The organism is Streptomyces sp. NPDC050121 (assembly GCF_044460385.1).
In the GTDB taxonomy this organism is placed as follows: Bacteria; Actinomycetota; Actinomycetes; order Streptomycetales; family Streptomycetaceae; genus Streptomyces; species Streptomyces soliscabiei.
The window spans coordinates 1-13,757 of sequence record NZ_JBITJV010000057.1 but is presented as its reverse complement, the minus strand read 5'-3'; the positions used below and the strand labels follow the sequence as shown (position 1 = coordinate 13,757).

The following is a 13,757-nucleotide window of genomic DNA, read 5'->3' as shown; positions in this document are numbered from 1 at the left end:
TGGCTGGACGCGAGGATCCGGAAGTGGTGTCGCCCGGCGACCCCCTGGGTGTCGGGAGACGGCCCAGGGCACCGCGGACTGACCGCCAGGCTGCCGGGGTGGTGAGAGGCTCGGTGCCCGTCGGTACCGCGCGAGCTCTACTGCCTGAGGTAGATCGTGCGGACCGGCTGGCCTGTCGTGCGCGCGATGGTTTCGAAGTCGCGGTCGTAGTGGAGGAGGGTGAGTCCCGCCTCTTCCGCGGCTGCGGCCACGTACGAATGGCTCTGACCTGTGTGGATGCTCCAGGCTGTAGGTAGTGAACCCGCTGCATGTGGCCCCTGCGGCTGGATGGGCACTGAATTCGGGACGCTCGCAGGACGCAGGGAAACGGAAGGAGCAGTTCCGCAGTCAGGCCGTTGACGCCGCCCATGGGCGGGTAGGGGAGTCGACGCGGTGTGGCAGCCGACGGCTGTGGTCTGAGTTCCCCCGGATCACTGAGCTGTAGCCGAGATCGGTCGGAGTGAGGAAGAAACTGCCCGTACTGAAAACGGCCCCGGCCTTTCCCGTGGGCACCTGTTCCCGTGGGGCATGCCACTGAGGCATGAGGGCTGGCAGTCCGGGCTCTGGGCGGCCTCAGCGCAGGCGGTCGCGGCTGGGGGCGGCCGTGTGCAGGCGGCCCGTCCCGAGTGCGTCGCATGCGGTCCACCAGTACGGGCCGCAGTAGCCACGAGGTACAGCCCCGATGCGTCAGTCCGGTCATGGACAAGTGGGAGCAGGCACGACGGCCACTCCGGTGGCGAAGCGCCCTGGCGCGCGTTCAAACCTGTGGATAGTCCCCTCTCCCGGACCTACTCGTCCACGACCACGACGATGTCGAGGATCCGCGGTCCGTGCACGCCCTCCACGCGGTCGAGTTCGATGTCGCTGGTGGCTGAGGGACCAGAGATCAGGGTCAGTGGCTGGCGTGGGTGGAGCAGGCTCAATGCCTCGGATACATCAGCGGCGATCTGGTCGGCCCTGACCACGCAGACATGCTGGTCCGGTAGCAGGGTGAGCAGGCGGCGTCCTTGTCCGGGTCCGCTGTCGAGGACGACCGTGCCAGTGAGGGCGATCGCTGCGGCGACGGTGGTGAGTACGGCGCCCGCTGCGTCGAGTTGTCGGACGGTCAGTGGTGGAGCGTCCTGCAGTCGGGACCAGGCGCCCTCGGGTATCAGCTCTTCGGGGAAACCTGGTGGCAGTACGAGGGATTTCGCTCCGGTGCGCGCCAGCGCGCGGCCCACGGCGGCGACGGCATCGGATGGCGGAACCCGGACGACGGTGGCGCGGTAGTCGGCGGCGCGTTCGATGAACAGCTCGACGACGTCCGGTTCCGCCTGGTGGCGGCGCGGATCGTGCGGGACGCGGCCGTCGTCGACGGAGGCTTCGGCGCCCTGTACGTCGGCCAGCGCGCTCCGGATGTCGCCCAGTACGGTGTCGCGGCCGCTCATCGGCCCTTCCCTTCCGTCGTCGTACGGCCTGCTTCCCTCGTCCGTCGCCACCAGGCGCGCAGGGACTCGCGGGCAGGCGCGGGGGTGTCACGGGTGCCGGACCAGCGGGCGAACGGGCCGGGCAGGACTCCGATCCGGCCGTCGCGGGCCACCAGCCGGGCGCCGAGGGCGGCGAGTCGCTGGAGTACGGCCAGCCGCCTCGGGGAGGACAGCACCGCGCCTGCGGCCTTCATGGCGAGCGCCTCGGGGGTGGGCAGCAGCCGGTCCCGCCGCTTGGCCTCCACGGCTTTCGCCCGCAGATGGACGAGTACCTCCGGAATATCGATCTTGACCGGGCAGGCGTCGTAGCAGGCGCCGCACAGGGTGGAGGCGAAGGGCAGCGAGGTCGCGTTCTCCACGCCGACGAGCTGCGGGGTGAGTACGGCGCCGATGGGGCCGGGGTAGACCGACCCGTAGGCGTGGCCGCCGGTGCGCTCGTACACGGGGCAGACGTTCAGGCAGGCCGAGCAGCGGATGCAGGACAGCGCCTGCCGGCCCACCTCGTCGGCCAGGGTCGCGGTGCGGCCGTTGTCGAGGAGCACGAGATGGAAGTCCTGCGGCCCGTCTCCCTCCGTGACGCCGGTCCACAACGACGTGTACGGGTTCATCCGCTCGCCCGTGGACGAGCGGGGCAGCAGCCGGAGGAAGACGTCCAGGTCAGCGAAGGAGGGCAGGACCTTCTCGATGCCCATGACGGTGATCAGGGTCTCCGGCAGGGTCAGGCACATCCGCCCGTTGCCCTCGGACTCCACGACCACCACCGTTCCGGTGTCGGCGGCGGCGAAGTTGGCCCCGGAGACGGCGACCTTGGCCCGCAGGAACTTCTCCCGCAGATGGAGCCGGGCCGCTTCGGCCAGGTCGCGCGGGTCGTCGGTGAGTCCCTCGGCGGCGGGCCGACCCCACTTGCCCATTTCCCGCCGGAAGATCTCGCGGATCTCGGAGCGGCCCCGGTGGATGGCCGGTACGAGGATGTGCGACGGGCGGTCGCCGCCCAGCTGCACGATCAGTTCGGCGAGATCGGTCTCGTATGCGCGGATGCCGGCCTCGGCGAGCGCCTCGTTGAGGCCGATCTCCTGGGTGGCCATCGACTTGACCTTGACGATCTCGCTCTCGCCGGTCGCCCGGACCAGCTGCGTGACGATGGCGTTCGCCTCGGCTGCGTCCGCCGCCCAGTGGACCGTGCCGCCGGCGGCGGTCACCGTCTCCTCCAGCCGCAGGAGATGGCGGTCGAGGTGACGCAGGGTGCGGCGCTTGACGGCCGCCGCCGTCTCCCGCAGGTCCTCCCAGTCGTCCAGCTCGGCGGTGACCGCCAGCCTCCGGTCCCGGATGGTGCCGGTGGCCCGGCGCAGGTTCGCCCGCAGCCGGGTGTCGGCGAGCGCGGTGCGCGCCGCCTCGGGGAAGGGCGGGGTGCCCAGCCATACGACGTTGTCGGCGCCGCTCACCGTACGTTCCCTTCAGTGGAGGCCAGGATCTCGGCCAGGTGCATGGTGCCGACGCCGGTACGCAGCCGGGACAGGCCGCCGCCGATGTGGGTCAGGCAAGAGTTGTCGCCCGCGCACAGAAACTCGGCGCCGGTGTCCAGTACATGGCGCATCTTGTCGGCCAGCATGGCGTTGGACACGTCCGCGTTCTTCAGCGCGAAGGTTCCGCCGAAGCCGCAGCAGGACTCGGCGGCGGGCAGTTCGACGAGGTCGATGCCCTTCACCGCGCGCAGCAGCCTGAGCGGCCTGTCGCCGACCCGCAGCATGCGCAGCGAGTGGCAGGTCGGGTGGTAGGTGACCCGGTGCGGGAAGTGGGCGCCGACGTCGGTGACGCCGAGGACGTCGACGAGGAGTTCCGACAGCTCGTACACCGTCGGCACCACCCGCTCGACCGCCTCGACGAGCGCGGCGTCCCCCAACTGGGCTGCGACCACCCGGTGTTGGTCGCGGACCATGCCCGCGCAGGAGCCGGAAGGGGTGACCACGGCGTCGTAGTCCGCGAAGACCTCCGCGAAGCGGCGCACCATGGGCAGGGTCTCGGGGCGGTAGCCGGTGTTGAAGTGCATCTGGCCGCAGCAGGTCTGGGCCTGCGGGAACTCCACGGTGTGGCCGAGCCGTTCCAGCAGCGCGGTCACCGCGCGGCCGGTGCGGGGGAACATCATGTCGTTGAAGCAGGTGATGAAGAGAGCTATGCGCATGGTGCTTCCTGAGCGGCCGGGGAGACGGTGGCGGTCAGGCCGTAGGTCCGCAGTGCGGTGCCGGTGAAGACCTCGCGGCGTTCGGTGACGTGCAGTTCGGCCGTCAACTCCCTTGCTGCGGCCACTACTTCGGCGTAGGTGGCGGTCAGTCGGCAGACGGGCCAGTCGGAGCCGAACATCAGCCGCCGCGGTCCGAAGGCGTCCAGCACCGTGTCCGCGTACGGCCGGAGGTCCTCGACGCTCCACCGGTCCCAGTCGGCCTCGGTCACCATGCCGGAGAGCTTGCAGACGGTGTTGGGCAGTGCGGCCAGCAGGCGCACCGCGCCCGCCCACTCCCGCAGCTCGCCCGAGGCGATGGGGGGCTTGCCCGCGTGATCCAGTACGAACGTGAGGCCGGGAAGCAGGCGGGCGGTCTCATACGCGGCCGCGAGCTGGTGTGGCCTGACGACCAGGTCGTACACGAGCCCCGCCTCGGCCACCGCGGCGAGCCCACGCAGCACGTCCGGCCGCATCAGCCAACGAGGATCGGCTTCGCCCTGTACCTGGTGGCGGATGCCCACCAGGTACTCACCTCCCGGCCCCTCCCGCAGCGCCGCGAGCGCGCGGGCGACATCGGGGGAGGTCAGGTCGGTCCAGCCCACGACGCCGGCCACCAGGTCGCTGCCCTGGGCCAACGCCAGGAGCTCGGGTGTCTCCTCCGGCACGTCGATCATCTGGACCAGGACGGTCGCCGTGACGCCGGCGGCCCGGGCCTCGGACTCCAGATCGGCGAGCAGGAAGTCCCGGCGCAGCAGGCCAAGTTCCTGTCCGGTGATCCAGTCCTGGTCGCGGACAGAGAGGTCCCACACGTGGTGGTGTGCGTCGATGACGCCCTCGGCGGTGCTCGTCTCCATGGCGGTCACGCCCACGACTGAGGTGCGGCGGCGGGGACGGGGACGTGCGGGGGCAGCAGCTCCTCGGCATGTAGTTCGGCCCAGAGCGCGGCCGGTACCGTGCGCCGCATCTGGTCCACCGTGTCCCGGACCTCCTCGGCGGAACGCGCGCCGGACAACACGCTCGCGACCGCCGGATGGCCGAGCGGGAAGTGCAGAGCGGCTGCGCGCAGCGGTACGCGGTGGCGGTCGGCGACCGCTTTCATGCGCAGCGCCCGGTCCAGTACATGGGGCGGGGTGGGCGCGTAGTCGTACATGGCCCCGGGTTTGGGGTCGGTGAGCAGACCCGAGTTGAACACCCCGCCGACGATGACACTCCTGCCACGGGCGGCGGCCTGAGGCAGTACCTCCGCCAGTCCCTCCTGCTCCAGGAGGGTGTAGCGGCCGGCGAGCAGCACGACGTCGATGTCGGTCTCGCGCAGGAAGCGGGCGGGGAGCGCGCACTGGTTGACGCCGAGGCCGATCGCCTTGACGACGCCTTCGGCGCGCAACCGTTCCAACGCCGGGTAGGCCTCGGTGAGGGCCTGCTCGGCGTGGTCGTCGGGGTCGTGGAGCAGGGCGATGTCCACACGGTCCAGGCCGAGACGGTCCAGGCTCGCTTCCAGGGAGCGCAGGACGCCGTCGGAGCTGAAGTCCCAGACGCGACGGTGGGTGTCGGGCACGGCGAAACCGTGGGCGAGATCGACGCCACGGCCGCCCTCCGGGTGGGGTTCGAGCAGCCGCCCGACCTTGGTGGAGACTGTGTACGCGTCGCGGTCGCGTCCGCGCAGCGCGGCGCCCAGGCGTCGCTCGGACAGCCCGAGTCCGTAGTGGGGGGCCGTGTCGAAGGTGCGTACGCCCGCGTCCCAGGCCGCCTCCACGGTGGCGAGGGCGGCCTCGTCGGTGACCGGCTGGTAGAGGTTGCCGATGCCCGCGCAGCCGAACGCGAGTTGCGTGACCTCGACCGCGCTGCTGCCCAGTGTTGCGGTCCTCATGACTGGTTGGCCGGGCGCAGTCGCAGGCCCTGCATGCCGCCGTCCACCGCGAGCGAGGTGCCGGTGACGGACGCGGCGGCCGGACTCGCGAGGTAGACGATGGCCGCGGCGACCTCGTCCGGGGTGACCAGGCGTCCCATGGGCTGGCGGGCGTTGAGCGCGGCACGCTCTGCTGCCGGGTCGTCGGCGGCGTCGAGGAGCCGGCCGACCCAGGGGGTGTCGGCGGTGCCGGGGTTGACGCAGTTGACGCGGATGCCCTCGCGGACGTGGTCGGCGGCCATGGCGAGGGTCAGCGACAGGACCGCACCCTTGCTGGCGCAGTACAGGGCGCGCTGCGGGAGGCCCGCGGTGGCGCCGATCGAGCAGAGGTTGACGACCGCCGCGTGCGACGAGCGCCGCAGATACGGCAGCGCGGCACGGGTGATGCGTACCGTCCCGATGACGTTGACGTCGAGGACGCGGTGCCACTCCTCGTCCGGATTGTCCTCGACGGTGCCGATGGCGCCGATGCCCGCATTGTTGACCAGGATGTCCAGGCCACCGAGCCGCTCGGCGGCCTCCGCCACGGCCGAGCTGACCGAGGCGTCGTCGCCGAGGTCGGCCTTGATGGCGAGCAGCGGCTCGGGGGCGCCGGAGGGGTCGAGGTCGAGGACGGCCACCGTGGCGCCGTGCTCGGCCAGCATCCGGGACGTGGCCAGCCCGATGCCGGACGCACCGCCGGTGACGACGGCCTTCAGCCCGGACAGGCCGCTCAAGCTCCTCAAGCTGCTCACAGGGGTGCCTTTCACGCTTGGCCGAAGGTCTGGCGCTGGGCGCCGAGACCGTCGACGGAGAGCTCGACGCTGTCGCCAGGGCGGAGATAGGGGGTGCCCGTCAGGCCGAGGGCCACCCCCGCCGGAGTACCGGTGTTGATCACGTCACCCGGCTCCAGGACCATGTACTGGCTCAGGTACGACACGATGTGGCCGACCGGGAAGATCATGTCGCTGGTGTGGCCCTCCTGCCGCTTCACGCCGTTGACGCTCAGGTGCAGAGCAAGGTCCTGCGGGTCGCCCACCTCGTCGGCGGTCACCAGCCACGGTCCGAGCGGGTTGAAGGTCTCGCAGGACTTGCCCAGGTCCCACTGTGAGGAGTACTCCAGCTGGAACTCCCGCTCCGAGACGTCATGGCTGATCGCGTACCCCGCGATCACGTCCCGCGCGACCTCGGGTCCGTCGAGGTAGCGGGCCCGTCGTCCGATGACGACCGCCAGTTCGACCTCCCAGTCGGTCTTCACGGAGCCGCGGGGGATCAGCACCTCGTCGTACGGGCCGATCACGGTGCCTGGGTCCTTCATGAACACCACGGGCCGCGGAGGGATCGCCGCGCCGGTCTCGGCGGCGTGGTCGCGGTAGTTCAGGCCGACGCAGACGATCTTGCCAGGGCGGGCGAGAGGGGCACCGATGCGCAGACCGTCCGGGCTCAGCTCGGGCAGACTTCCCGCCGCGACCTCCGCCCGGGCCCGCTCGACACCGCCGGAGGCGAGAAAGGCGCCGTCGATGTCGGACGTCACGGAGGACAGGTCCAGCAGCCGGCCGTCCTCGGTGCGGACTGCGGGACGCTCCTCGCCGGGCGCGCCGACTCGTAGAAGTTTCACTGGGTATTTCCTTGCGATGGGTGCGGATGCCAGATCTCGGTCTGGTCGGACCAGCGGCCCGGGGTGCCGGTATCGGCCCAGGCCTCCTGGCAGGGGGGTCGGTGAGCTTCCAGGCCTGGGTGGTCGCGTCGGTGCCGATCGCGGCCATGTCGGCCTCGAAGTCGTCTTGAAGGTCGCGGGGCAGGAGGACGCCCCCGGCGGTTGCGGGGTCCGCGCTGCCGCAGGCGGCGAGCGCGAGAGGGGAGAGACGGCGCCCAGGGCCGCACCGGCAACGCGTCTGACCTGGCGGCGGGAGGTGACGGGAACGTCGCTGTTCATGACTGACCTCATGTCAGCGTTCTGCGGAGATCCGCGGGATGTCGGCTCAAGCACCGGAGAGGAGGGGTGTGGAGGGATCAGTTACCGAAGGCGTGGAGGGGCGGGCACGGGGCGATCGTGAGAGTGGGGTGGACTGGGCGGATCAGGCCTTCGGCGGTGTCAAGGTCTCCTTGTCGACAAACCGCTGAAGGACGGGTGGGTAGACCAGACCGGCGGGCAGCGCCACGCCGGGCCCTATGGGGGCGTGGACGACTCCTTGGGCGTCGATGCCGCTCTCGCGGCTGATGGGATTGCCCATGACCAGGGACTCGTAGTAGGTGGTGTTCGAGATGGCCATGCACAGGTGTCGGTTGGGGATCTCCGGCCCGTGCACCTCGGCGCGCAGCCGGTAGGCGTCGGCGAGGTGGGCGGTGCGCATGGCGCCGGTGAAGCCGCCGCGCAGTTGGGTGGAGGCGCGGACGCCGAAGGTGGCGGCGCCGGCCTGGATGAAGTCGGCCGAGTTCATGTGGGCCCCGTCGGAGGTCTCGGCCACCAGCAGGGGCACCGCCACCGCGTCGGCGAGGCGCTTGTACGCGGTGATGCTGAACTCCCGGATCGGCTCCTCGTACCAGAGGTAATCCGCGTCGGACAAGGCGTGTCCGAGGTAGATCGCGTCGGGGAGGTCGAATCCGGCGGACCCGTCGAACATCAGGGGGATCTCGTCCCCCACGTGTTCCCGCAGGGCCGCCGACAGTCGGGCGTCGCGGCGTGCGTCGCCCCAGGCGTGGAGCTTGATGGCCGGGTATCCGAGCTCCAGGGCCTGGTCGGCGATGTCCAGGTACTCCTCCACCGAGGAGTAGGTGACAGTCGAGGCGTAGGCGGGGATCGAGGTGCGGAAACCGCCCAGCATCTGCCAGGTGGGCCGGTCGGCGAGCCTGCCGGCCAGGTCCCACAGCGCGGTGTCGACGAGGCCGAGCAGGTAGAGGGGCAGCTCCTCGGTGCGGTCCAGCTCCCACATGCGGTGCCACAGCCATTCCCGCTGCAGCGGGTCCTGGCCCACGAGTTCCTTGCGCAGGAAGCGGTCCAGCAGGTCCGCCAGGATGACGGCGCTGCCCCGGCGGGGGGCCATCGCGACGCCCTCGACTCCTTCGTCGGTGCAGATGCGCAGCACCGCGGCCTCGCCGTCCGGCGGGCTGCCCAGCAGCCCGTCACGCCAGACGAACGGCGGACTGGCGCCCGGAACCCGTACCGGATAGCTCTCCACGTCGGCAATGCGCACGGTCGTTACCCCTTGCAGTGGCAGCTGCTGCTGCGAAATTTTCATGTAACGTAAGTCGTCATACGAATGCTGTCAAGGTGTTCGGAGCAGTAGACTCAGCGATCGTCCACACCGGTGAGGGGGCCATATGGCGAAGAGCAGTCGAAGCGGCGTCGAGGATCCGTCGGCCCTGAAACCCTGGCCCAAGCGCCCGGCGCGGCTGGCCCATGCGGTGGTGGAGTCCCTCACCGACAGCATTGTCTCGGGTGTCATTCCATCGGGCTCCACCCTGCCGGTCGAGCCCGAACTGTGCGAGACGTTCGGCGTCAGCCGCATCACGATCCGTGAGGCGGTCAAGTCGCTGGAGGCCAAGGGGCTGGTTCGGGCGCGGCAGGGTTCCGGTACCACGGTCACCCCGTCCGAGGAGTGGAATCTCCTGGATCCTGTGGTGCTGGCGGCCACCGTCCGGCACGACGACGAACTCGTCGTACTGGACCAGCTCGTGGGCGTGCGTTCGGCCCTTGAGGCACAGATGGCGGCCCAGGCCGCCGAGGTCGCCACCGATGACGATCTCCGGGAGGTGGAGCGGCTGCTCGGCCGCCTCGACGAGGAGATCGCCACTCCCGCCCGGTTCGTCGAGACCGATGTGCTCTTCCATGACCGGATCATGCAGGCGTCCCGGAACAGGCTGGGTCGTTCCATCATCCGGACCGTCCACACCCAGGCCCGCAGTACGTTCCTGTACACCGGCACTCCTGACGGCCACGCCTGCGAGCAGGCGAACGCCGAGCACCGCCGGATCGCCGAGCGGCTCCTGGCCCGCGACCCCCAGGGCGCGGCGCAGGCCATGACGGCCCATATCGAAGCAGCCTGGAGCCGCCGCCGTACCCCGCACACCGGTCTCACCAGCTGAGGGCATCCCGGCCGGCCCTTGCGCCCGTCGGAACCCGCCCCCCGAGCCGTCAGGCCGGGGGGCGGGTTTCTTTTGTGCTGCAGATCGATTCCTGCCGGACATATTGACAGCATACGTATGACGACTAATGTTACGTCGCCGTATCACCTCCGCAATCACCGCAGGGCTGTGTCCCCATGAGTGGGAGGACGCCCCGCGCATGCCCTCTTGCACCATCGGAAGGTCTCAGATGCGCCCAACCCGCTTCCGCCCCGCAATGCGTGACCGGCTCAGACCATGTCTGGCCGCACTCGCGCTCCTCGCCGCCTCTGCCGGGGCTGTCGTCGCGCAGGCCGTGCCCGCGTTCGCCGCCACTGCCGCGACGCTCTATGTGTCCCCCAACGGCACCGGTACCGCCTGCTCGACCAGCCAGCCGTGCTCCCTCACCCAGGCCAAGACCAACGTCCGGGCCATGAACAACTCCATGACGGGCGACATCGTCGTGGAGGTCGCCGACGGCACGTATCGGCTGACGGACCCCCTCACCTTCACCGCGGCGGACTCCGGCACCGGCGGTCACTCGGTGATCTGGAAGGCCGCGCTGGGCGCCCGTCCGGTCATCACCGGCGCGCAGCGGGCCACGGGCTGGACGCTGCGCGACTCGGCGAAGAACATCTGGCAGGCCAACGTCGGGACCGGGTTCGACACCCGGCAGCTGTACGTCGACGGCGTCCTGGCGACCAGGGCCCGCTCCTCGATCAACCGCGCCGACCTGACCGCTACCACCAGCGGCTACACCTTCACCAACACCGCGCTGAACTACCTCAACAGCCTGGCCGCCCCGAGCCGCACCGAGATCCACGGCATCGGCTCCTTCACCGACCGCTACTCCCCGGTGTCCGGCATCAGCAACGGCACCATCACCATGGATCAGCCGGCCTGGGACGACAACACCTTCGGCTACGACACCCTGACCAAACCCTTCCGGTCGGCAGCGCTCTACATCGAGAACGCCTACGAACTCCTCGACACGGCCGGCGAGTGGTACCTCGACACGAGCTCCGGCACCCTGTACTACAAGCCGCTCGCGGGGCAGAACATGAGCACCGCGGACGTCGAGGTGCCGAAGCTGGAGTCACTCGTCGACGTCGGGGGGAACTATGCCTCTCCCGCCACCCACATCACGTTCTCGGGTCTGCAGTTCTCGGGCACCAGCTGGCTGGGCCCCAGCACTTACGGCTACGCCAGCCAGCAGACCGGCGCGTACCTGACCGGTACCTGGGACCGTCCCTCCGACGCGCTGACCTCCTGCCAGGGCGGCTGTCCGCTGTTCGAGGCGACCCGCCCCCACTGGGACCAGATGCCGGCCGCCGTCCAGGTGTCGGCGGCCGACAACATCACCTTCACCGGCAACCGGTTCACCAACCTCGGGCAGGTGGGCCTCGGCATCGGCGAGGACGCCAACGCGCACGCCACCGGGGTCGGCCTCGGTGCCGACACCGTCACCGCCACCGGCAACGTCTTCACCCAGGACGCCGGCGGAGGCATCATGGTCGGCGGGCTGCAGGCGGACGCGCATCACCCCAGTGACAGCCGGATGACCAACAAGAACATCACACTGAGCAACAACGTCATTCACGACGTGGCGATCGAGTACCCGGGACATGTCGGCCATCCTGGTCACCTACGTCAACGGTGCCACGGTGTCGCACAACGAGGTGTACAACCTGCCCTACTCGGGGCTGACCATCGGTTACGGCTGGGGCGTCAACGACCCGGGCGGCAGCCAGGACTACGTGAACCGCGGTCTGTACGACTACCAGCCCGTCTACTCGACCCCCACCACCGCCGCGAACAACCACATCACCGACAACTACCTCCACGACATCATGCAGCAGATGAACGACGGCGGCTGCATGTACACCCTGTCGGCGTCACCCGGCAGCACCTTCGATCGCAACTACTGCCACACCAACAACAACTACTACGGCTTCTACCACGACGAGGGATCCAGGTACTTCACGGACACCAACAACGTCTTCCGTAACGTGGGCCGGTATTCCCAGCAGAACGGCAACTCCAACAACAACACCAAGGACCTCACCCTCCGGGACAACTGGACGACCACGCCCTCGACCAACCTCTTCAACGGCAGCCGCGGATATGTGGTGAGCGGCACGGTGGTGGTCTCCGACGGCAACTGGCCCTCCGGCGCCCGCACGGTCATGGACAACGCAGGCGTCCAGCCCCAGTACCGGCCCCTGACCACGGACCCTGTCACGGCCCCCTACAGCGGCTACTCCTCCACTCCCGCCCTGACCGGCCAGAGCGGCAGTCGTTTCACCGTCACCGACGCGGGAGCCGACATCTGGGGTGCGGGCGGACAGCACGACGACGCCTACGGCACCGCCTACCTGGCGAACTCCGCTGTCAACGGCACCTCGGTGACCGCGCGGGTCGACAGCATCGACAACACCAACGGCTGGGCCAAGGCGGGCGTCGTCCTGCGCAACAGCCTCACCGGCACCGGCTCTTCCCCGGGATACGCGGTCGCCACGGCGACCCCGAGCCACGGCGTGTGCTTCCAGTGGGACTCCACCGCGGACGGCTACCTGGACCAGATGTCGTGTACGTCCTCGACGGTCAAGGCGCCGGTGTGGGTGCGGCTCACCCGCACGGCCACCCAGGTGTCCGCCTTCTATTCCACCGACGGAGCCGGCTTCACGCAGATCGGCTCGGCGGTCACCCTGCCGTCCATGGCCGCCACTCAGGACGCCGGTGTCATCCACAGCGCCCACAGCACCACCGCCGGTAGCGCGGCCTTCAGCGACCTGCGGATCGTCACCTCCCCCTTCAAGGCCTACAGCTCCATCCCGGCCGCGGTGGGCCAGAGCCAGGGAGTGACCTCCCTGACCAACGCGGGCATCGACACATGGGCCTCGAGCACGCAACACGACGACGACTACTCCGCGGCCTACCAGTCCGGCGTGGCGGGAACGTCGTCGACCGTCACCGTCCATGTCGACAGCCAGGACAACACCAACGCCTGGGGCAAGGCCGGCCTGATGCTGCGCAACGACATCACCGGCACCGCTTCCTCCACCGGATACGTCAGCCTCGCCGCCACACCGAGCAAGGGTGTCACGATGTCATGGGACTCCAACAGCGACGGCTACGTGGACTCCGGCGCCACCAAGACCGGCACCGGCACCGTCGCCCCGGTCTGGCTCCGCCTGGTCAGGAGCGGCGACTCGGTCACCGGCTCCTACTCGGCCAACGGGACCACCTGGACCACGGTGGGCACCGCGACGCTGACCGGTGCCAACAGCACCGAGGATGCGGGCATGTTCTTCAATGCTCACACCGGAGCGCCCGGCACCGCGAAGTTCAGCCAGTTCTCCGTGAGCTGACGAAGCGGATCTGAGTGTCGCGTCGGCCGTTGGCGGATCCCGCAACCGGTCCCGCGTGGTGGTGCTGCATCACCATCACGCGGGGCACCGCCGCGCCGCGATCAGTTCTTCCGAGGGCTGCCCGTGCCGGGCAGGCTCCCACTCCGCGTCCCTGACGAGGGAGGCTCGCACCACTTCTGTCGCTGCGAAGTCACTCCCCGATCCGCGAGGTTGTGCCGCTCACCGACGCTCCTGAGCCCTCGGAACGCTCAAGGGCCGAACGCTCAAGATCAACACGCTGAAGATCAACGTCAACCGCACTGACAACACCCCGGAGCCGCCACTTGAACGCTTTCCCTACCGTCCGCACCAGCAGGAGGGAGAGACGATGAAGCCCGTCACCTCCACCGTCCGCAAGCTGTCAGCAGTGCTTGTGACGGCTCTCCCCGTGGTGCTGCTGACCTCCCTCACAACGGCGGCCCCGGCCTCGGCCGCGACCCAGGCGACCTACTACGTCGCCCCCAACGGCAACGACGGCAACCCCGGGACGATCACCGCGCCGTTCAAGACCCTGCAGCACGCCCGGGACGTCGTGCGAATGGTCAACGACAACATGACCGGAGACATCAACGTCTATCTCCGCGGCGGCAACTACCCGGTGAGCAGCACCATCGGCTTCACGTCGGCCGACTCCG

The 13,757-nt window shown here is 69.6% G+C and carries 11 protein-coding genes and 2 pseudogenes; 4 read left to right on the top strand and 9 right to left on the bottom strand.

The window, feature by feature from the left end:
- Positions 1–137: 137 nt before the first annotated feature.
- The 9 genes and pseudogenes from ACIBTS_RS44845 to ACIBTS_RS44805 all read right to left on the bottom strand — a co-directional run.
- Positions 138–251 (bottom strand): annotated as a pseudogene (locus ACIBTS_RS44845) (VapC toxin family PIN domain ribonuclease); the annotation flags it as partial.
- 576 nt (positions 252–827) lie between these two features.
- Positions 828–1,466, bottom strand: a complete 639-nt coding sequence (locus ACIBTS_RS44840) for a lactate utilization protein C (RefSeq protein WP_399327096.1) — start codon at positions 1,464–1,466, stop codon at positions 828–830.
- Positions 1,463–2,947 (bottom strand): LutB/LldF family L-lactate oxidation iron-sulfur protein, encoded by a 1,485-nt coding sequence (locus ACIBTS_RS44835; RefSeq protein ID WP_399327094.1) that lies wholly within the window; start codon positions 2,945–2,947, stop codon positions 1,463–1,465. Before ACIBTS_RS44835 ends, ACIBTS_RS44840 begins: the two co-directional genes overlap by 4 nt.
- Positions 2,944–3,684, bottom strand: a complete 741-nt coding sequence (locus ACIBTS_RS44830; RefSeq protein WP_399327092.1) for a (Fe-S)-binding protein — start codon at positions 3,682–3,684, stop codon at positions 2,944–2,946. Before ACIBTS_RS44830 ends, ACIBTS_RS44835 begins: the two co-directional genes overlap by 4 nt.
- Complete coding sequence (locus ACIBTS_RS44825) at positions 3,675–4,577, bottom strand: amidohydrolase family protein (protein WP_399327150.1); 903 nt, start codon at positions 4,575–4,577, stop codon at positions 3,675–3,677. Before ACIBTS_RS44825 ends, ACIBTS_RS44830 begins: the two co-directional genes overlap by 10 nt.
- Before the next feature lie 5 nt (positions 4,578–4,582).
- Entirely contained in the window at positions 4,583–5,590 is a 1,008-nt protein-coding gene (locus tag ACIBTS_RS44820) for an aldo/keto reductase (RefSeq protein ID WP_399327090.1), read from the bottom strand.
- A complete protein-coding gene (locus ACIBTS_RS44815; protein WP_399327088.1) occupies positions 5,587–6,345 on the bottom strand; it encodes an SDR family NAD(P)-dependent oxidoreductase in 759 nt (252 codons plus the stop codon). The genes ACIBTS_RS44820 and ACIBTS_RS44815 overlap by 4 nt, the downstream gene beginning before the upstream one ends.
- Before the next feature lie 29 nt (positions 6,346–6,374).
- Positions 6,375–7,226 (bottom strand): fumarylacetoacetate hydrolase family protein, encoded by an 852-nt coding sequence (locus tag ACIBTS_RS44810; protein ID WP_399327086.1) that lies wholly within the window; start codon positions 7,224–7,226, stop codon positions 6,375–6,377.
- A gap of 460 nt (positions 7,227–7,686) precedes the next feature.
- Positions 7,687–8,802: an enolase C-terminal domain-like protein gene (locus ACIBTS_RS44805; protein ID WP_399327084.1), complete on the bottom strand. Its 1,116-nt coding sequence runs from the start codon at positions 8,800–8,802 to the stop codon at positions 7,687–7,689.
- A gap of 127 nt (positions 8,803–8,929) precedes the next feature.
- On the opposite strand from ACIBTS_RS44805, the gene ACIBTS_RS44800 reads away from it, so the two are divergent.
- From ACIBTS_RS44800 to ACIBTS_RS44785, 4 genes and pseudogenes are all read left to right on the top strand, one after another.
- The gene (locus ACIBTS_RS44800; RefSeq protein WP_399327082.1) at positions 8,930–9,694 is read left to right on the top strand and encodes a FadR/GntR family transcriptional regulator; all 765 of its coding nucleotides are present in this window, start codon (positions 8,930–8,932) and stop codon (positions 9,692–9,694) included.
- Positions 9,695–10,028: 334 nt separating this feature from the next.
- On the top strand, positions 10,029–11,720 hold the full coding sequence (locus tag ACIBTS_RS44795) for a right-handed parallel beta-helix repeat-containing protein (RefSeq protein ID WP_399327080.1): 1,692 nt from the start codon (positions 10,029–10,031) through the stop codon (positions 11,718–11,720).
- Between the two features lie 178 nt (positions 11,721–11,898).
- Positions 11,899–13,083, top strand: a complete 1,185-nt coding sequence (locus ACIBTS_RS44790; RefSeq protein ID WP_399327148.1) for a DUF1349 domain-containing protein — start codon at positions 11,899–11,901, stop codon at positions 13,081–13,083.
- A 367-nt stretch (positions 13,084–13,450) separates the two neighbouring features.
- Positions 13,451–13,757, top strand: a pseudogene (locus tag ACIBTS_RS44785) (right-handed parallel beta-helix repeat-containing protein); the annotation flags it as partial.

Coding starts and splice junctions, on each gene's coding strand:
- ACIBTS_RS44840 (WP_399327096.1), bottom strand. CDS start 1,466: ATGAGCGGCCGCGACACCGTACTGGGCGACATCCGGAGCGCGCTGGCC.
- ACIBTS_RS44830 (WP_399327092.1), bottom strand. CDS start 3,684: ATGCGCATAGCTCTCTTCATCACCTGCTTCAACGACATGATGTTCCCC.
- ACIBTS_RS44825 (WP_399327150.1), bottom strand. CDS start 4,577: ATGGAGACGAGCACCGCCGAGGGCGTCATCGACGCACACCACCACGTG.
- ACIBTS_RS44820 (WP_399327090.1), bottom strand. CDS start 5,590: ATGAGGACCGCAACACTGGGCAGCAGCGCGGTCGAGGTCACGCAACTC.
- ACIBTS_RS44800 (WP_399327082.1), top strand. CDS start 8,930: ATGGCGAAGAGCAGTCGAAGCGGCGTCGAGGATCCGTCGGCCCTGAAA.
- ACIBTS_RS44790 (WP_399327148.1), top strand. CDS start 11,899: ATGGACAACGCAGGCGTCCAGCCCCAGTACCGGCCCCTGACCACGGAC.